The organism is Bacillus sp. AFS012607 (genome assembly GCF_002558005.1).
Lineage (GTDB): Bacteria > Bacillota > Bacilli > Bacillales > Bacillaceae_G > Bacillus_A > Bacillus_A thuringiensis_S.
The window spans coordinates 503,367-523,958 of the sequence record NZ_NTVM01000006.1 but is presented as its reverse complement, the minus strand read 5'-3'; the positions used below and the strand labels follow the sequence as shown (position 1 = coordinate 523,958).

Here is a 20,592-nt window from a genome sequence, read left to right as displayed (position 1 = left end):
TTACACCCTCTTCTTTTTTAATTTAAGTAATACTTTGCTCAAGCTTTCTTCCGTAAGATCCTCTGCATCAGCAAAATCTGATACCGTAAAAGCAGACTCTGTTGTTGGTTTATTTATAAGTTGACGAAGATGCCTCAACATACCATCTGCTATCAATTGAATTTTTAATTTAGAAAACTGTTCTCTACTATACATCCAAACAAAATGTAACTTTTCATCTTTCACCATTCCGATAACATCAATTAGATGAGATGGTTTGGAATCTGGAGCATGATCTAAAAATGTAAATCCTGTCTCTTGCATAAACAAAGATTCCCTTGAGAAAACCTGATCAAATTGGCCCAAATAGTTAAAACTTATTGAAGGCTTTTGCTGATAAAACGGAAGTAATCCTTTATTCAAGTAACGTAAAATACCATAGTCAACTCCGCGATTTGGGATTCGACGCAATTGTTCTTTGACAGACTTTAATCCTTCAATAGGTGTTTGAGTTCCTTGAAAATTGAGATGAACGGGATAAATACTCGTGAACCAGCCCACTGTCCTTGATAAATCAATACCTTCAATTACCTCTTCTCTTCCGTGTCCTTCTAGATGAATAGAAACGGTTTGCTGATTTGTACAATCGACGATAGCTTGTCCTAATGCCGTTAATAGTACCTCATCAATCCTTGTCTTATGAGTTACTGGAACTTCGTGTAACAATTCATGTGTTTCTTCTATTCCTAAAGTCCTCGTCACTTGATCAATCGATTCCTCTGTCGTTTCTTGTATTGGATAGTCCATTGGAATTTTCATCGTTTCTTTTTCTACTTGTTGATTCCAATAATTTTGTACTTCTTTTGAAATACCCGAATCACTGTACGTCTGGAGTCGTTCAGACCACTCTTTAAAAGATGTACTTTTCGCAGGTAAGCGAACTTCTTGACCTTGTTTCATCTGGTTATATACCACCTGTAAATCTTCCAATAGAATCCTCCATGACACTCCATCTACTACTAAATGATGAATCACCCAGAATATTCGATCATTTCCAGTCAAGTTATCTTCAAAGTACACTACTCTCATTAACGGACCAGTAACTAAATTGAAACTAGCTTGATTAATGTTCATTTCTTCTTGTATTATTGTATTCCACTCTTTTTCATTAACTTGATTCCGTTTTACAACATGGAGTACTGACAGCTCATCAGTCTCTTCATTTCTCTGCCTCCACGTTCCGTTTGGTAACTGTTCGTACCGGAAACGTAAAGCATCATGATGTTTGAGTAAATTTAATATCGCTCCCTCTAGTAATTTCACATCCAATCTTTCTTTTACTCTTAAAAGCATTGATTGATTCCAATGCTCTGTATGTGGATGTTCTTGCTCGAAGAACCAGCACTGAATTGGAGTAAGAGGCACATCACCTATCACAATTCCCTGCTCCGCTTGTACTCCCTGCGTTTCTATAGCCACTTGTGCCAGCTCAGCGATAGTTGGGCATTCAAACATTTGCTTTGGAGTAAGTTTTAACCCCACTTGACTTGCTTGAGATATGATTTGAATACTGAGAATCGAGTCGCCACCAATTTCAAAGAAATTATCATAGATTCCCACCTTTTTAACACCTAATACTCGCTTCCAAATGGTAGTCAGTATCTGTTCGTTACTATTCCGAGGGCCAACACATTCACTATTAATCTGCTTTTCCTCCGGCATAGGTAAGGCCTCACGATCAACTTTACCGTTAGCTGTAAGTGGAATAGCTTCCATCGCCACAAATCCCGAAGGAACCATATAACTTGGTAGTTTCGCTTTAAGATACTCTCTCCACCCATCTACATTTCCATCTCCTACAACATATGCTACTAATCTTTTATCGCCCGGCTGATCTTCTCTTACAATTACAACTGCCTCTTTTATATATACATATGTATGTAAAGTAGACTCAATTTCCCCAATTTCAATTCTGAAACCACGTATTTTAACCTGATGATCAATTCTTCCACGATAATCTAAATTCCCATCTGGCAAATACCTCGCTAAGTCTCCTGTCCGGTATAATCTTGCTTTCGGATCACTACTAAATGGATGAGATATAAAACGCTCTGCTGTTAATTCAGGTCTATTTAAATATCCACGTGCCAATCCTGCTCCACCAATATAAAGTTCACCATCAACACCTATAGGAACAGGTTGTTGATAAGCGTCTAGTATATACACTTCTAAATCGGGAATCCGCTTTCCAATATTACTTCTTGAAGCATGCTGCACATCATCTAGAGTAATTGGATAATATGTAACATGAACTGTAGTTTCTGTAATTCCATACATATTAATTAACTGTGGGTTTTTCTCACCATACCTTTGAAACCACGGTAACAAGCTAATAGGTTCTAATGCTTCTCCGCCAAATATTACGTAACGTAGCTGCAAATTTTTATTCTTATCTTCTTGTTCACACACTCGTATTAATTGTCGAAATGCGGAAGGTGTCTGATTTAGAACTGTGACTTCTTCCTCCACTAATAATTGATAAAAATCCTTAGGTGATCGACTAATCCAGTACGGAACAACAACTAATTTTCCACCATATAATAATGCTCCCCAAATTTCCCATACTGAGAAATCAAATGCATACGAATGAAAAAGCGTCCAAGTATCTTTTCCATTAAACTGATACCAACAATCCGTTGATTTAAATAACCGAATGACATTGTGATGCTCTATCATAACGCCCTTTGGATTTCCCGTTGATCCCGAAGTATAGATTACATATGCCAGATTTTTGGGACCGACATTAGAAAGCGGCAAAGTCTTACTTTCTTTCCCAATCTCATCTTGATCACGATCCAGGCAAATCGACTCAACATTTTCTGGTAACCATTTCAATTCTTTTAAACTTTCTTGCGTCACGAATAACTGAATGCTAGCATCTTCTAAAATATATTGAAGTCGCTGCTCTGGATATGTTGGATCGAGTGGAACATAAGCCCCACCAGCCTTCAAAACCCCTAAAATACCTACAATCATTTCGAGGGAACGTTCAACGCATATTCCAACTAAAGTATCAGGTCCTACTCCCTTTTTCTGCAAATAATGAGCTAACTGGTTTGCACGTTCATTAAGCTCCTTATAAGTAATTTTTTCTTGTTCATACGTAACTGCAATAGTATTTGGATAAATCATCGCTTGCTGTTCGAATATTTCATGAATAGTTACTTGAGGTGGGACATTCAGTTTAGGATTGTTGAACTCAACTAAACTTATTCTTTTATCTTCCTCAGAAATGATTTCTATTTCAGCTACCTTCTGCTTTGGTTTTTCAAAAGTGTTTTCCATTATCGCTAACATCACGTTAAAAAACCGTTTTATCTCTTCCTTAGAAAATAGCTCCTCACGATAATCAATATGTACATGTAAAGAGTCAATATCAATTAGATTTTCAATATGCACTGCAAAATCTTGTACCTCTTCATGGTTTGGAATCCATAGTGAGTCACCACTTTCATCGCGATCCCTATAATCAATCGTAGTTCCGAAAAGTCTCACATTACTATTATTCTCTTTATTAATCTGCTTTAACAACAAATCAAATGGATATTTCTGGTGCCTCAATAATTTGCTTTGTTTTCTGGACACCCTGCTAATAAATGAAAGTACTTCTTCTTCTGGATCAATATCCATTCTTAAAGGAACTGTACTCACCATCATTCCAATCAATTTTCGTTCCATTTTAGTCATACGATTGCCGTAAGCCATTCCTAAACCAATATCAAGCGATGAAGTCCACCGATACATGGACAACGAGAAAGCAGCAACAAAAAAAGTGTATAAACTAATTTTGTAATCTTCAGAAAATTTTTCTATCTTTCTCTTCAAATGCTCCGTTAATATAAATGTCTCACGTAATGCTTTAGTGCTAACTTGGTACGTATTATAGGGCTTCAATCCAGTCACAGATGGCAGTGTTTTAAATTCCTCTAACCAGAATTTTTGATCTTTTTGAAAGCGACTACTATTCAAGTATGTTTGTTCATTGGTCAGGAATTGAACATATGAATTTTTAATTTCGCCTTCCTCATTCTCGTTATGCATTTCATAATAATATTTTGCAATTTGCTCAGTAAATATTTGAATTGATAAACCATCCATAATAATATGATGAACATTTCCAAAGACTGCACATTCATTATCGTTTAATTTTATTAAAGCGAAATAGTATAAATCTGAATTAAATAATGTAAACGTGTCTTTTGTTTTCTGCTCAATCCATTCCTCAAGCAAATTTGTATTCTCCACATTACTGAAATCAAAAAACTCAAATTCTTGTTCTTCATGTTTAATAAAATATTGTTTCGGTTCCTGATGCCCATTTTCTTTTAACCTAATGCACAGACCGTCATTTTCACTGATAACGCGATTCACAACTTGGTTTAATTTTGAATAATTCATTTTCCGATGAAGTTTAAATAAAAATCTTAAATTACATATTCCTTTATCAGAATGAATAACTTCTGTATACCATATTCTTCGCTGCGGATGGCTTAATCGATAACATTCCTCATTGGTCATAAAAATCTCCCCTTCAAAAATTATTTGCTCTTATAGGTTCGTGTTTATGTTTAGCCCATAAATATTTCTGCAGTGAAACTCCAATTAATCCAATAATAACAAGCCCAATCCCTCCATAAACATAGAGTTGAGTTACTCCAAACAAATGCACTAATGGGCCACTCATAGCAGGAGAAATAATTAGAACTGCGTTTGTTAAACTGCTTTGTATACCAAATACTCTTCCTACTTGATCTTGGTCGGATTCTATTTGTAAAATGACTTGATTAGATACAAGCATCAGCCCACTTCCGATACCAGCGATAAAACTAATTAAATAGGCTAAAACGAAGACCGTACCGGGCGTTATCAAACCAATCCCCCCAAAACCAATTCCCATTAAAACCATACCTCCACATACTACCCAGCCATATTGAAATTGTTTTAATTTCTGAGTTAGTAGTGCACCAAGTATTCCGCCAAGACCAATAATAGAAATGATATATCCCATTTTACTTTTATCCTGTGGGAATAAGCTCTTAAATAAAGTTGGGAATTGTGAGTCGACTAATTGTAATACTGCCATGGCTATTGTAACGAAAATCATGGTTGATAATATTATCCGATTAGATAACACATAACCCCACCCTTGTACCCAAGCGGTCCAAGTACTTTGTTTTTTCTTTTCAACAAATTCTTTCGATATAGTTTCTTTAAATTTTATTGTGGGTATGAGAACTAAGGTAGCTAATAAACAACTTATAGCTCTTATAATGAGGCAGAACTCTGGTTGAAACCAGCTCAGCAACATGCCCCCTATAAGTGGACCTACTATCTTGGTACCCTGCTCTACTATTCCGTTGATACTTACTGCTTTAGTAAGTAAGTCCGGGGATACAATCTGTCTTGTTAGTGTTTGCTGTGCAGGATAATAGAAAACAATAAAAATGGAACGAATCATTAATGCCACTAAGAGCCAGTGGATATCTTGTACAAATAAAAGAGCAATTGTTATTAGACCAACCATTAGATTACAGAACATCATAATTGGAATTTTTCTAAAACGATCTGCAATAACACCTGCCCATGAGCCAAAAATAATTCCAGGAAGTGCATATGCAACAGGGATCAATCCAATCATAGTAGGATCTACTTCCCATTCAAACCCAACTATAGTCATAATCGCTAACATATCAATAAAAACACCAAGCATAAGCAATGAATAAGCAGAGAAAACTTGTAAATAAACCCTATTTCCTAATAGGCCTTTTGAATCAGTAGTTTTCATAAAAGCAAGCTCCTTAGGTTACTAATATAAACGCTTTTGCGTATAAGGTACCCCTTTATTAAACCTAATTAATCATTATAAAGATTTCACCTAGAATGTAACTTCGTCAAAACCTAGACTAATCTCAAGGTTTAGTTTATTTTAAATAGTCAGATAAATTTAGGCGCACCTATTTCTTCGTATTTATATCAACTGTTACAACATAGACCTTTACCTTACACTAAAAAACAGCTAAACATTACCTTAATATAACCATTTATAGTTGTTTGCACATTCAATTCACATCCTTTTTAAAGTTGGCTTTTTTCTATCTCAAATACTATCACACAAATATTTCACCTACTATATTCATAAAGTTGAAATATTTGAATCAGAAAATTCGGATAAAAAAACCAACCCACAAATCATACCAAACAATTATTTAGTTATATTGTCAGTTTATAGATGGCTTTAGCCATAAGGATATCAAAAATTAAGTTTCTTAATTTTATTAACATAATAGTTTAAAGAGACTATAAATCCTACTAAACAAAAAGATAAATATACAATAAAGTATATTTATCTTTTCTTATCCTACATATTTTCTATGCAAATTAATTCCAATAACTAAAATTGATAATAAAAATATAATACTACCAATTACTAATGTACTCATAACAGAATTGAATAATATAGTATTAATACTTCTGCACCTACTACCTATTTTATTTATTAGATATTTACACTTCAAAAAAATTACAAATTATTCACAATTAGGATACACACCCAAAATATGATTTGAATATGTTATTATATTTTAAGATAATATAAAATCAGTTTTTCTATAAGAGAACTTAATTTTTATGTAGTACGAAATTGTTAGTACTACAGTATATATTTAAATTTAGTTATAAAAACGTTTAAAGACCACCTATTTTCATAAGTGATCTTTCTTTGTAATTCTACATTTATGCACTACTGTAGAAATATATCGTAGATACGCTTTGTATGCTAAATTTCTAGTTCTCTCCATTTACTAAAAAACATAGCTTAGCACAATTAATATCATATTCGTTAAATTGCAAACTATTATTTTGTCTTCTGTACAGACAAACTACTAAAAATCAAATCAGCAACTTTTACATATCCTTTTGAGTTTGGATGAATTAAATCCTTAGACCAAAGCGTATTGTCATTAACTAAATGATGATTCCAAAAATCAACATGATGAAACTTATATTCTCTGCTCAGTGAACGTATAACTTCATTTGCCTCTAATAATTGTTCTTTTATTACTTGTTTTTTTTCAGAAGCAAAAGGAAGCCTAACTGTAAAATCAGGAAGGTTTGCTATAATAATATCAGCCCCTGCTTTACTTAATGAATCTATCATAAATTCCATATCGTTCTTATATGCATCATGATTCCAACGTCCTTTTAAAACATCGTTTGCCCCTGCAATGAGACTAACCAAATCTGGATTAAAAGTTAACGCCTTTTCCAATTGCTGCGAGCGAATTTCTTTAGTTACTAAGCCACGCTTTGCCAAATTAGCATATTTTATATCGTTTTCACACAGTTGAACAAAATGATCTATCCAGCTTTTTAATGCAATTCCCTCAACTTCATCCCCTATCCCCTCTGTAAAACTATCACCAATTGCTACAAATCGCTTCCACATATGTATTCCCCCTTTATTATTAACCATATCTATACTATACAATAGCTCACACCGTAATTGTTATTTCTAAGTGGTTTTCGATTTCAATTATATTCCACTTTATTATATTTACATTTAGAATCCAAAATTGACCGATTCCTAAGTATACTTAGGAATCGGTCATATTCGTATATTTACTAAAGAAATAAAATTTCTCTAGGAATTATACTTTTTTCAAAAAATTGGTTGTTCTTTGTTTTGCCCAGTTGATACATTTCTTTTCGATTAAATGATATGAAACTATAGAAAAAAGTAGTGTCATTGCAATGCATAAAGTAAGAAGGAAAAAGATAGGTATCTTTGTATACAAAAGTTTAAATAGTACCATCATGATTGGAAAATGACACAAATAGATACTGTATGAAATTTCTCCTAAATATACAAATACACTCTTATTTAAAAATGCTTTTACTTTTAGGTTACTCATAGCCATTATAATAAATATACCAACCCCCATTACGACACCCCAATCTTTTAATAAGAAAGTAGTATCATTACGGGAAAAACCATAAATTAAAATGGAATATAAATACAGAATAATCCCTAATGCAATAAGAAATCCTTTTTTAAATTTTTTCATATTCCTATATGAGTAGATAAGTTTTTCCTGATACTTAAAAAGTAACATTCCAACCATAAACATAGATGTAAAATGCAGTGTATCAGCATAACCATTATAAAATCCTTCAGCTTTCCCAATATACAACACATTAAGAAAAACACTAATTAAAGAAAAGCTCAAAGCAAATAGTATCGTTTTCTTCCAATTCAATTTATAAAAAAGAAGGAATAACAAAGGAAACACAATAGATATACGCATTTCTTGAGCCAATGACCAAATAACTGGATTATAATTTTCCGTAAAAAAGTTATTAAGAAGCACAAAGTGGTTTAGAATATCTAATTTTGTTATAGACCCTTGCCACCTATCATAGAACCAATCCCGTAGTCCTACCACTTCATACGACGAAAATAAAATAAATAAAACAAAGGAAACAATTATCCAAAAATAATAAGGAATATAGATTCTTACAAATCTCTTAATTAAATATCCCCAATAATTTGTTTTTGAATGATAAAGTGCCATCGATAACACAAAACCACTTAGTACATAAAAAACGATAACAGCTTCCCCACCCGCCCATAAAAACCTAAGCGGGGAAAATTTAATAGAATTAGGCAACAATGGTAGCATTAAACAAAAATGTCCAAATACCACAGTAAGTGCCGCTAACCCTCGTATGGAATCTAATTCTTTTATTCTCTTACTCATAAAATGTTCTCCTTGTAAATTGTAGATTTTGCTTTTCATAAAGGCCACTATGCGAATATAGTGAGAGAACTGTACACATCGTTTCTTTAAATTCCTAATATAAGCAGTAAAAAGTTAATTTGACCTCCATTTCTTTATATACATAATTTAAAACAAAATATTTAATACAAAGAAAAGATTTTATTAAATTTTTATAAAGTGAAACTTTAATGGGTGGTTTTTCATCATGTAACTTTATTAAACTAACCTTGCACCAGAATCCTTTAAATCGAAAGATTCATAATAAACGCCATCCCTTCTGTATATTTCTACAAAAAGAATAGCGTTTTTGGAGTATATGGATACAAATTTATTTTAGCTTAATAGAAATACAAAAAGTTCCGAAGGACCAAATTTGAAAAGTAATACAATCTTTCATTCCAAACTATCCACATAAGAATCTATAATACTTTGAAACCTTTTGTTTCAAACTAATATTTAGTTGTATCCTATAAAATTAGCTTTTTACTATATCAATCGCACTATCCCACATACCACTAAAAAAAGATCCAGTTTTACGTATAAAACGTGTAAACCAATTTGCTTGTTCCACATCAGATTTTGTTACAAGGTCTATTTGTAATGAATTACCTGATAAGAACCCAGGATCGGTATTATCTTTAGGCGAGATAATTATTTTACTAATTGTTACACCTTTTTTAATAGGCGCTTCAGGTTCTTTATTTGATACTTTAAATTCTTTTTTATAACCGTCTTTGTTTCCCTTCCGCATTGGAAGTGAAACAGCTTGCTTCGTTTGAACTACTACATCTTTCTCTTTTGCATTTGCTACTCGTACCGTTTCATGTCCTTTTACTACTGAATCTTTTCCGTAGACATTCTTCACTTCAAAATTCGCAAATCCATAATCGTATAATTTCTTTGTTTCATCAAAGCGTGCCGTATGAGATTTTGTTTTTATCACTACAGAAATTAGGCGCATACCATTTCTTTCTACTGTACCAGTGAAACAATCTCCCGCTTCTGGAGTCGTTCCTGTTTTCAAACCATCTACACCTTCATATTGCTTAATTAAACCTTTTAACATCCAGTTAAAGTTCGCCATATCAATTGGATATTTACCACCCTCTTGGAATGTTTTTTTAGGAATTTTTGCTGTATTCAATATTTGGGGAAAATCTTGAATAAGACGTTGTGCTAAAATTGCACAATCCCTTGCAGACATTTTATTTTTCTCATCTAGAGTTGTCCCTTCTAGGTGATATCCTTTTAAATCTTGATTTGTTAAGCCTGTAGAGTTTACAAATTTATAATCTTTCATTCCAAACTCTTTCGACTTATCGTTCATCATTTTTACAAAATTGCCCTCTTTACCAGCAATCTCTTCAACTAAAGCAATTGTTGCACCATTTGCAGAATAAATTGCCATTGCCTCATATAACTCTTTTACCGTATAAGAGCCACCATTTTCTAATGGAACATTTGATAATGAACGATCTTGCGAAATCTTATGTGCATATTCAGAAATTTTAACTTTTTGATCCCATTTAAGTTTTCCTTTATCTACCGCTTCATGAACTAAGTATTCGCTCATCATTTTTGTCATACTAGCAATTGCCAATGATTCATCTGCATTTTTTTGATATAAAATTTTTCCGGAATTTGCTTCTATTAAAATTGCTGATCCTGCTTCAACGTCTATAGCAGAAACTGTTTCCGCTGCTGCTCTTCCAAATGTAACGAACATACTAAAAAATAGTGTAAGCACTGTTACTATTGCAATAAATCTCTTGCAAAACATACCTTTCAATTCTGTTACCTCCAATATCTTTGTACTCAAAAAAGCGTTATTCTAACATAATCTCAAAAAAAATAGACAGTGTTCTCAAATTGTATATACATATTAAACGTTAGGATTGCTTTCATATAGACCATCTCATCTGACACTTTTAGGTGCCCTGATACTTTGTATTCCCACGCATATCCTTATTTTTAATCCCCTTATATTTTTTAAAATGATTCGCACTTTCATATTTTTTAGGATTACAATTAATAGACAATCTACATAATACATTTGTTCCACATTTACAAAAAATAAAGTGAAACTTTAATCAGTGGGGGTTTTGTTCATCCCCACTAATTATTAACCCTCACCAATCGTGATTTTAATTATTCAATTGAGCTATTTGCTAGACTTATATTAGAGATAAATTTTCTTTAGTCTAAACCATTAGTTTTTTGTAATAAAAAAACTACACCCAATACTGAATGTAGTTTTTCTAACTAACTAATTTATTTATTTTTTACTTCATTTTTATAAAAAGCAAATAATGGTTCGATGGATGGACTAGATAACAGCGGAATTGCCTTCTCGATCAATTTCCTATCCCAATCAAACCAACGCATTTCCATTAACATGTTTATTTCTGTATCAGTGAATCGTTTCTTTATTTCCTTAGCAGGATTTCCACCAACTATTGTATACGGCGGAACATCTTTACTTACGACAGATCCTGCAGCAACAATTGCACCTTCACCAATAGTAACGCCAGGCATTATTATAGCATTCATTCCAATCCAAGCATCACTTTTAATGACTGTATCGCCCTTAGTTTCATATGATTGTTCAATTTGCTCAGCGAATGGATATACTGTAATCCATTCTGAGTGATGATTATGGTTACCACCCATTAAAATGACTACTCCACTTGCAATGCAAACATAATTCCCAATAATGAGTTTATCAAGATGCCATCCCATCTGTTCAATTGGATTAAACAGTGCTTGTGACTTAGCATCCCCCCACAAATACCTTACACAACCATCTTCAAAATTTTGATGACCATAATACCCTGAATAATAGGAGTACTCTCCTACTTCAATGAGTGGATTTGTTACTATATCTTTTATATATTTTGTTTCTGACCAATGATTAAATAATGGATGCTTCATAACTTTATTCCTCGCTTCTAAGTATTATATATTTTGCTATTTACTTAGAAGCTTACTACGACTGCTACATTTTTTAGCTTTCTCAAACGACGAATCATTATCTTCAAGCCTTTCTTTTATAATAGAAAAAGCATAACGCAATACATTACACTAGTCAAATTGTGTAATTTTGAACACATCTTAAACAGTGTAATACTGCAATAACAACATGAAAACACTCTAACTTCGATACAAATACTATATTTATTACATTTAGTTCATATTTTGTAAAAAAATCTTAATTGCCATGACAAAGCAAACAATAACCACTATTGGTCGTATTAATGACGTCCCTTTTGTAAGCACCATCTTCGCCCCAATATATGACCCTATAATTTGACCAAGCATCATAATCAATCCAATTGTCCAATCGATTTGGCCAAAAATAATAAAATACAACAAAGCAGCGAAATTACTAGTAAAATTCAAAATCTTAGCATTTGCAGTTGCCCGTGTAGCACAATATCCACATAAAAGAATGAACGCTAAAGCAATCAAGCTACCTGTTCCTGGGCCGAAGAAACCATCATAAAATCCAAGGAATGGAGCCACTGTTAACGCAAACAACAACATACTTATTTTTCTCGGTCGATCTTCGTTTGCTATATTTGGAGATAATAGAAAATAAAGACCAATAATAATAAGTAAAAAAGGTAATATCATGATTAGATATTCTGCCCGTATCTGTAAAACAAGCCATCCACCCAAAACTGATCCAAAAAAGGTCATTAAGATGGACAAACGCATTTCTTTAAGATTAATTTCTTTCTTCTTAATAAAAAACACTGTCGCCATGAGAGTTCCGCTACTCCCTTGCAGTTTATTAGTTGCTATCGCTACAGAAGGAGACATACCTACTAATAACATTATCGGGATAGTTATCATACCACCGCCTCCAGCAATTGTATCTATCCACCCTGCTAATACAGCTACTAAAAATAGTAATATGAGTAATTCAATAGTAAAATCCATACAAAGAATATGGGAAGGCTTGAGCTATTATACCCCAAACCTCCCCATCGTCCCTCCTCTCTTTAAACTAGTTAATAATATCTGTAAAGAAACTTTCTTTCTGATCACGTAATCGGCTGGAAACGTACTGCCTGCAAACAATTCTTCTTCCGTACTTATTATCTCCAATCGGAATTTTATATTCTTCCTCAGATAACCTTTCCCTACCATGAGTTACATTTGTTTGTTTACCATAGTATGAATTTGGAATAATTAATAAATCTTCAGATGTAAGTGGAACCTTATAAGTGGGCGTTGTTCGTAAGAGTTCTAAAAACATGTCAAATTTCAATTTTTCTTCTTCACTTTTTCCCACATAAATCAATCTATTTTCTGCTCCATTCAAACAAGTTGCAATAATATCACCATTATCATCCAAAAATATGATTTGGTTTATTTCCCCTACAAATCCCGATATTTCACCATCCGCCATTCCTGCGATATGAGCAATAGGCATTTTACTTATCGCCAATATATCATCTTTACTGAAGTGATTTTCTTCAAGATGCTTTTGAAGTAATTTTGGCGTTCCAATATGAGTTTGAGTTTTTAAATTTAACACTCCTTTTAATAAAAGAGCATCAACTCTAGTAAATTTTCCACAAGTAATTTCAGACACTATTCGTTCCACGGATTTATTAAGTCTATTTGATACAATTTCTAAATTCGTATTGAATATTTTCAATCTTGCTTCAATATCTGATTGGTCTTTCATGTCTGTATACACTGTGGCATCGTTATGTTGATAAAAGTTCCCGCCACCGGTGCTTGCACCGACATTTCGCAAAACTTCATCGTTGTTCAAAGGGGAAATGAGGTGAAATCTATTTTTCCCTGCATGTTCGGATGGGTGAATTAAAGCATCATAATTAAAAAGTGTGGCAAAAAGCCATGTGACCCATTCTGCATAAAAATATTTTTTCATTCTATCGTCTTCGTCTTCACCATAATTAAAACCTTTGCGATTTTCCCCAGGTAATAGGGTTTCCATAGGATCACATGGAATATTTTTAATAAGAGTAGGTGGTACGTTTCCACCACAATTCGCTACTTTTATCATATGTAGTAGTTTTTTCATATCTGAATTCGAAGTTTTCTTTGAATAATCAATCAAACAATTAAACCACTCTCTTGAAAAGCTTGCAGCTATTTCTTGATCACAAGTATAAGGATTATGAGTTTTTAATTCATGGTCTATTAGATTCTTGATTTTATCCTTCAATACATTAGGAATGCTAATTTCTTCGATTTCTGTAATCTGCAGTATTCCTTTATTCATTATAAAACCTCCGTTGTTTTATTTTTTCACCATATCTTCTATTAAATAAACTACCTACTTCTTTTTTGCTCCTTTGCTTTTCGTCAGAGCTATTACAGTTACCAAATTACAGAGCATAAACGTGGAGTAAACAAAATTTCTTTTTAGTTACATTAACCCCGTAAATCTCCATTAAATTAGTATATTTAATGGAGATTTCTTTTCATACTTTACTTTCAAACTATGTTTATAGGATTTTCAATTCAAGCACAAATATTCCTTTCCCTAGAATTTTCCTAAGATTGAAATCAGAATTTTCAATACACTAATATTAACAATAAAAATATAACACGAAACCAAAAAATGTAAACGAATAGTTTTTTTATAAAAAATAGTCAGACTATTTTAAGGTAATTTGTATTTCATTGAACTAACTGTAATAAAGTGGAACTTTAATCAGCCCTCACCAATCGGGATTTTACGGGCAACAGGGCCCCCGCCTAACTTCTTTGCTTCCGCTGAATTTTGAGGTGGGGGTCTTATTACCCGGCAAATAGCGGATAAAAAAGCCCCCTAAATGATAGAGGACTTTCTTTACAAGAATATTCTATTTTAAAATCCTTACTTACCTTTTATTTTAAAAGATATTGCTGTAACTTCTTTATTAATAGTTCCGTCCCCTCTGGACTTACAATAATCTTCCCATTCGCTAACGAAATATTGCTGTCTGAAATATCACCTGTAAGTGCACAAGCTCTTGGAGATTGATATTTTCGTAAAATAATCTGATCCTCTTCTATAAACATTTCAAGAGAATCTTTTTCTACAATTCCTAAACTCCGTCTTATTTCCATTGGAATAACAATACGCCCCATGCTATCTGCTTTACGAGTAATCCCTCTTGATTTCATAAAATGCCACCCTTTATTTTTATCTAATATTACGGTACTTATTTTAGCAATAAACAACAATAAGGAATAGTTCGTATTACAGTACTTTTTTTAGGAATAAATACCAATTAAAAATAGCTTATGTTAGGATTGTTTCTTGTTTATTCTTCATTTTTAATATATTTATCCTTGATCATTTTTATATATTGTTTTCTTTCTGTTAGTTCAAATATAAATAATGCCTTTTTTATGTATGTTAAACCAACTTCATTAGAGTGCTGAACTTTCAATAAAATTGCACCTTTTTCAAAAAACAATTCACCTAATAAGTATAAAGTATTCATATTTATGGCTAATTTTATACCTATTTCACTATACTTAATCGCTTCTTCATATTGATTTGCAAGGTGTAGACATTTTGTTAACGTATGAATGAGTCTTAATTTGATTTCTTTTTCTCTAGGAAATTCTATCTTATTAAAATTAATTAAACTTTGTTTTAATATATTTATGCTTTTCTCATACTCTTCATTTTCTGCATGTATTATAGCAATTGAATTCATTATGCTTATTTCTTTTTCTGATAAAAAGTTACTACTACTTAAAGTTTGTTTTAGTGCTCTATTTAAAATGTCAAAAGCATTAATTGTTGCTCCATTTACATAATATATAGCAATCGCTTCATGCCATAATAGAAATTGTTTATCTTCTTTTGATTGGAAATTATTTTCGTTTTTCTCTTTTTTCACTATTTCGTAAAGCTCATTATATTTTTTTTGTTTCACACAATCTCTCATTACACATTTTACATTTTCAATATATTTTATTTTTTTATTTTTGGTCAGTGCAAATATATAATTTGGATCAATACCAAGTCTTTCAGATAGTTGATACAACAATATGCTAGATGGATAAATAATCCCTTTTTCTATCTTACTAATTTGGCTTTGTGAACATATTCCATGACATAATTCAGATTGTGACATATTTTTTTTCTTTCTAAGTTCTTTAATAATAATACCAAGATTGTAGAATTCCATCTTTCCTCCCTCAAATGTAACACTTTATGAGTATAAGAATATTTTCCAACTTTTAATGTAATGTAAAATTAGTATAGTTACAATTACTATTTATATGGATTTATAGTTTTTCACAAACTTGTATCACAATATGAGAAATTATTACAATAAAGTTCACTAATAACCAATGGGAGTTTTATTCATCACCACTGATTATTAGTCCACTCCAAGCAGGCGTTTACAGGTAGTTCGATTTCTTTGTCACAGCTAAATTTTGAGGTGAGAATCTTATTGCCCGCAAATAGCGAAATTAAAAGAAATAAATATGATTTTTGACCTTTATTTCTTTTAATAGTTTCTTTTGATTTTATATAAACAATTTCGAAGGGGCTTATTTTATGAAAAGAATATTAACCGAAAGAGAATTAGAAGTGGCTATTTATGTAGCAAAAGGATATACAGATGCAGAAATTTCCAGAAAAATATATGTTACCCCTAGAAGAATTTCAACGATAATTAATCATATTAAAGAAAAATGGCATATTAATTCTAGAGTGGAATTAGGTATTTTAGTTTATCATTATGGTTTTATAGATGCACCCTTATTTTCTAATAAGGAAATTCAGCTATGCAAAAAGGTTGTACAGTAGATAGCAGAATATAAAAAGGTTAGAGAATTAACTTCTCTAACCTTTTTATATTCAATATTAGCTTTTAAACAGCCCTAATGCTACCATTAATCCTGTTATCTGTTCAACCTTGTATAAACACAAAAAAGAATTAGCCCTTCCTACTTTTCAAAACTAGTTACAATTCTCTCTTTCATTTTCTGTATTACTTCACTGCTCAATACTTTTTGACCAGCAGGAAGTTTTAATATGGCAGCGGCACCTTTGCTAAGGTATATTTCTTGATCATTATTTTGATTTACTACCAATATTCCTTGCCCTTCAAATTCGAAATAACTAATATCTTTTGTTTCATTTGTATTATTTTTTATTGCTTTATATAATCCATATAAATCTTTACTTCTATTTTCTCCGCCCGTTCGAATCGGTTCAGTATCATTCGCAACAATTAGTCCTTCTGGCTGCTCACCCTTCATAATAAACCACAGCTTTTCATTTGTTGGTAATAGCAATTGCTTAAATTCAGAGCTATTTAAAATTTGCTGTGCTGGAATTGTTGCATAGATTGGTAACGAAAATGGAGATGTTGTTATTTTTTCAAAATTTAAATTTTCAGAAGAACTTCCCTTACTATATTGATAATCTTTTAATGCGATCGATTGTACTGATTCACTTTTATTTTTTGATGCATAACTAATTTTACTAGCGAAAATAATAACGGTCATTAAACACATGCACGGTATCACAAGCTTAAGTAGATTTCCCATTTATGAACCCCCGCTTTTAATATTATTAGTTTGCATGGATATTATAAACAGTTTCACTCCACCAAAAATTATTATTGTTATGGAACGTACTGAAATTATGATTATAATGATCACCATACCAAGGGTCCATGTACGTTATATAATCTGTTCCATTTGTCCCTTTATAAAATCCATCAAGTACTAGAAAGTGTCCGATGTTAGCTCCATTTTGCCACATAATGAGTACAATCATCGGCTGATTACTATTAATTTGACTTTTGAACCAATCATACGATTTTGCTCCAGAACTTATAGCTGAACTAACACCATATCCCGATAATCCATATTGTATTTCACGTGAAGTTGCAGGATTATTATATGATCCACCCTTAACATACCTAACGTACTGATCTTGTGAAGGAGTTTTCCCAAAATAATTTAAAACTGAAACCGAAGTGCCTGCCCAACACCAATTTGATCTTTCTTGTAATATGTTAGGTACAGATAATTTACGGTCTATTGGTGTACTTGGAGGATTTCCATTAATATACGCTGACGTTACATATACTTTTTTTCCATCTTTAAAATAGTAAAACCAACGATTATCTAAATTTCCTGTCCAGTAATCTTTAACCGCTTCACCATACTCCCATCCTTTAAAAGATACTTTTGTATTTCCGGGAATCACATCTACAATATTTGCATTCAAACTTTTCGCCTCTCTAACATTTACATTCAATGGAGCTGTTGTCCCTGAAAATTCAACTTCTTCTGCTATTATTTTCTGAACACCAATAAAACTAAATGTGAAGAACAATAAAACCATACAAACAATAAAATGCTTTCTTCCCTTCATTTCTCCACCCCTTCATCAGTACTAAAAAACATCAACAATTCATCCTTATTAATTGTTCAAGCTTAATATTACATACTAACGAAAAATGACTTCTCATAAAGTAAAACTTTAATCAGTGGGGGTTTTATTCATCCCTCACTGATTATTAGTTAAACTAATCGGGCTTTTACGGGCTGCCCGATCCCCACCTAACTTCTTTGCTCTCGCTGGATTTTGAGGTGGGAGTCTTACTGCCCGGCAAATAGCGAGATAAATTCCAATACAAAAAAGGAGCCTATAAATTTTTATAGGCTCCTTTTTATTTCGTCGTTATTACTTAGCTAATTCTTTCGTAACCTTCATTACATCAACGAAGAATCCCCAGTTATTCACTACAGAAGAGATACTGATATGTTCATCTGGAGTGTGGACGTTAAAGATGTCTGGTCCGAATGAAATTGCATCTAATTCAGGCATCTTTTGAACGAATGCGCTACACTCAATCCCCGCATGTACAGCGAAGATTTCAATTTCTTTATTGTATTTTTCTTGATGTACTTTTTCAAATAAATTACGAATTTGTGAGTTTGGATTGTATGGCCATTCTGGATACTCTGACTCTATTTCAAATGTAGCACCAACTAATTCAGCAATATATTTGATTTCTTCTGCAACATGTTGTTTTAAACTACTTACAGAACTTCGCACTTCGTTACGTAATTTAATTTCATCTTGCAACGTTTCAATAACGCCTAAATTTGTTGAGCTTTCTACAAGACCTTTAATATCCATGCTCATACTTTGAATACCATTCGGAATTAAGAATAATGATGAAATAAGCTGCTTTTGTGTCTCTTTAGCAAATACTTTTTCAACTGTTTCATCCAATTTTGTCAGTGTAACATGAACATCTGAATCAACAGCACGCATTTCTTCTTGTAATACACGTGTCCATGATTCTAGTTTTTCTTCTACTTGCCCTACATCTTCTGTACGAATTAAAATTGTAGCTACACTTTCACGCGGAATTGCATTCGTTTTTAATCCGCCGTGAACTTCACTTATGTTAAACTCCGTATGTGCTGATAAATCACGTAACACTCGTCCTAATACTTTGTTCGCATTACCGCGTTGTTTATCAATTTCCATACCAGAATGTCCGCCTTTTAGACCGCCAACATATAGACGGTATGCATCCATATTCGCTGGTGTTTCATCCCAAATTACGGGAATTGTTTCAACAGCTTTCGCACCACCTGCACTACTTACAAGTAATTTATGATCTTCTTCAGAATCAATATTTATAAATATCTTTCCTTCAAAATGATTTGGATCAATAGCAAAAGCCCCGCCCATTGTCGTTTCTTCTTCAGTAGTGATAACGACTTCAAGTGCTGGATGCGGAATTTCTTTTGAATCTAATAAAGCTAATGCATACGCAACTGCAATACCATTATCCGCACCTAAAGTTGTTTGATTTGCATATAACATGTCCCCAATGATTCGTAATTCAATTGGATCTTTTTCAAAATCATGTACTGTTGCTTGATTTTTTTCGCAAACCATATCCATATGACCTTGAATAATAATAGCTGGTACATTTTCATAACCAGCTGTTGCTTCTTTTTTAATAATGACATTTAATGCTTCATCTTGAATGACTTCTAAGTTACGCTCTTTTGCAAAGCCCACTAAATAATCACTAATTTCCTTTTCATTACCTGATCCTCTAGGAATCTTTGAAATTTCTGCAAAATGATAAAATACAGGGTGCTTTGTTAATTGTTCTAAAGTAGAATACATTTTTCAAGCTCCTCTCAAAATGAAAAAATAGTATGTAAGTCTTTTATCATTATACCATGATTCATTATTTTACCTTTCTTTTAACTTTATTGTTCATTTTATTTACAACACTCATACAACATTATAAGGGCGTTGTAAGCTATATCGATTTTTCTCATTTAATAATAGTCGTATACTTTTTAAAGAAACACATTAAAGGAGATAAAGAAAATGAAAAAGTTTGCAGCAATTATTACACTATGTTTATTATTTTTTAGTTTTACTATTGGCTGTGAGAGAGCGTCACTAAATAAAATTGGTAAAGATGTATATTACATGCAGATAAAAGGCGAAGGAGCTATCGAAAAAGTAGATGGTAGAAACTTACGAAACTATACGCTGCCCGCATATCATGAAGATGGTGTCAAAAAACAAATTACATTTAGAAGTACAAAAAAAGAAAACGACCATAAATTAAATGAAGACGCGTTTTTACGCCTTTATGTAGATCAAGATGATAATAGCAAAAATGAAATATCATCAATTGAAGTAAAGTCCTATGAAGAGATTCAGAAAACAGATTTACCTAAAAAAGTAAAAGATAAGTTTACTATTAAATAAAGAACAAAAGAAAAT

At 32.3% G+C, this 20,592-nt stretch carries 15 protein-coding genes; 2 read left to right on the top strand and 13 right to left on the bottom strand.

Annotated features, from left to right (window positions below; translation table 11 throughout):
- The 10 genes from CN409_RS07360 to CN409_RS07315 form a co-directional block, all read right to left on the bottom strand.
- Positions 1-4,557: a non-ribosomal peptide synthetase gene (locus tag CN409_RS07360; protein WP_097981653.1), complete on the bottom strand. Its 4,557-nt coding sequence runs from the start codon at positions 4,555-4,557 to the stop codon at positions 1-3.
- A 13-nt stretch (positions 4,558-4,570) separates the two neighbouring features.
- Entirely contained in the window at positions 4,571-5,824 is a 1,254-nt protein-coding gene (locus tag CN409_RS07355; RefSeq protein ID WP_097981655.1) for an MFS transporter, read from the bottom strand.
- A 1,068-nt stretch (positions 5,825-6,892) separates the two neighbouring features.
- Entirely contained in the window at positions 6,893-7,483 is a 591-nt protein-coding gene (locus tag CN409_RS07350) for an SGNH/GDSL hydrolase family protein (protein WP_000265867.1), read from the bottom strand.
- 202 nt (positions 7,484-7,685) lie between these two features.
- Positions 7,686-8,834 carry an acyltransferase family protein gene (locus CN409_RS07345; protein ID WP_086391141.1) on the bottom strand — a complete coding sequence of 383 codons (1,149 nt, stop codon included), beginning with the start codon at positions 8,832-8,834 and terminating at the stop codon, positions 7,686-7,688.
- Positions 8,835-9,291: 457 nt separating this feature from the next.
- A complete protein-coding gene (locus tag CN409_RS07340) occupies positions 9,292-10,605 on the bottom strand; it encodes a D-alanyl-D-alanine carboxypeptidase family protein (RefSeq protein WP_000677658.1) in 1,314 nt (437 codons plus the stop codon).
- A 482-nt stretch (positions 10,606-11,087) separates the two neighbouring features.
- The gene (locus tag CN409_RS07335; protein WP_000682536.1) at positions 11,088-11,747 is read right to left on the bottom strand and encodes a CatB-related O-acetyltransferase; all 660 of its coding nucleotides are present in this window, start codon (positions 11,745-11,747) and stop codon (positions 11,088-11,090) included.
- A 252-nt stretch (positions 11,748-11,999) separates the two neighbouring features.
- A complete protein-coding gene (locus tag CN409_RS07330; RefSeq protein WP_097981657.1) occupies positions 12,000-12,758 on the bottom strand; it encodes a TSUP family transporter in 759 nt (252 codons plus the stop codon).
- Between the two features lie 67 nt (positions 12,759-12,825).
- Entirely contained in the window at positions 12,826-14,076 is a 1,251-nt protein-coding gene (locus CN409_RS07325; RefSeq protein ID WP_097981658.1) for a hypothetical protein, read from the bottom strand.
- 611 nt (positions 14,077-14,687) lie between these two features.
- Entirely contained in the window at positions 14,688-14,966 is a 279-nt protein-coding gene (locus CN409_RS07320; RefSeq protein WP_000842214.1) for an AbrB/MazE/SpoVT family DNA-binding domain-containing protein, read from the bottom strand.
- A 140-nt stretch (positions 14,967-15,106) separates the two neighbouring features.
- Positions 15,107-15,985 carry a helix-turn-helix domain-containing protein gene (locus CN409_RS07315; RefSeq protein WP_000397978.1) on the bottom strand — a complete coding sequence of 293 codons (879 nt, stop codon included), beginning with the start codon at positions 15,983-15,985 and terminating at the stop codon, positions 15,107-15,109.
- A gap of 377 nt (positions 15,986-16,362) precedes the next feature.
- Between CN409_RS07315 and CN409_RS07310 the strand changes: the two genes are divergently transcribed.
- Positions 16,363-16,614 (top strand): response regulator transcription factor, encoded by a 252-nt coding sequence (locus CN409_RS07310; protein ID WP_000821942.1) that lies wholly within the window; start codon positions 16,363-16,365, stop codon positions 16,612-16,614.
- 140 nt (positions 16,615-16,754) lie between these two features.
- On the opposite strand, the gene CN409_RS07305 is transcribed toward CN409_RS07310, so the two are convergent.
- The 3 genes from CN409_RS07305 to pepD all read right to left on the bottom strand — a co-directional run bounded on the left by CN409_RS07305 (position 16,755) and on the right by pepD (position 19,977).
- Entirely contained in the window at positions 16,755-17,360 is a 606-nt protein-coding gene (locus CN409_RS07305) for a hypothetical protein (protein WP_000527414.1), read from the bottom strand.
- Positions 17,361-17,385: 25 nt separating this feature from the next.
- Positions 17,386-18,195, bottom strand: coding sequence for a papain-like cysteine protease family protein (locus tag CN409_RS07300; protein ID WP_000678376.1), 810 nt, complete (start codon positions 18,193-18,195; stop codon positions 17,386-17,388).
- Between the two features lie 312 nt (positions 18,196-18,507).
- A complete protein-coding gene (gene pepD / locus CN409_RS07295; protein WP_000287541.1) occupies positions 18,508-19,977 on the bottom strand; it encodes a beta-Ala-His dipeptidase in 1,470 nt (489 codons plus the stop codon).
- 210 nt (positions 19,978-20,187) lie between these two features.
- On the opposite strand from pepD, the gene CN409_RS07290 reads away from it, so the two are divergent.
- Positions 20,188-20,577, top strand: coding sequence for a YxeA family protein (locus tag CN409_RS07290; RefSeq protein WP_000712655.1), 390 nt, complete (start codon positions 20,188-20,190; stop codon positions 20,575-20,577).
- The last annotated feature ends 15 nt before the right edge of the window (positions 20,578-20,592 follow it).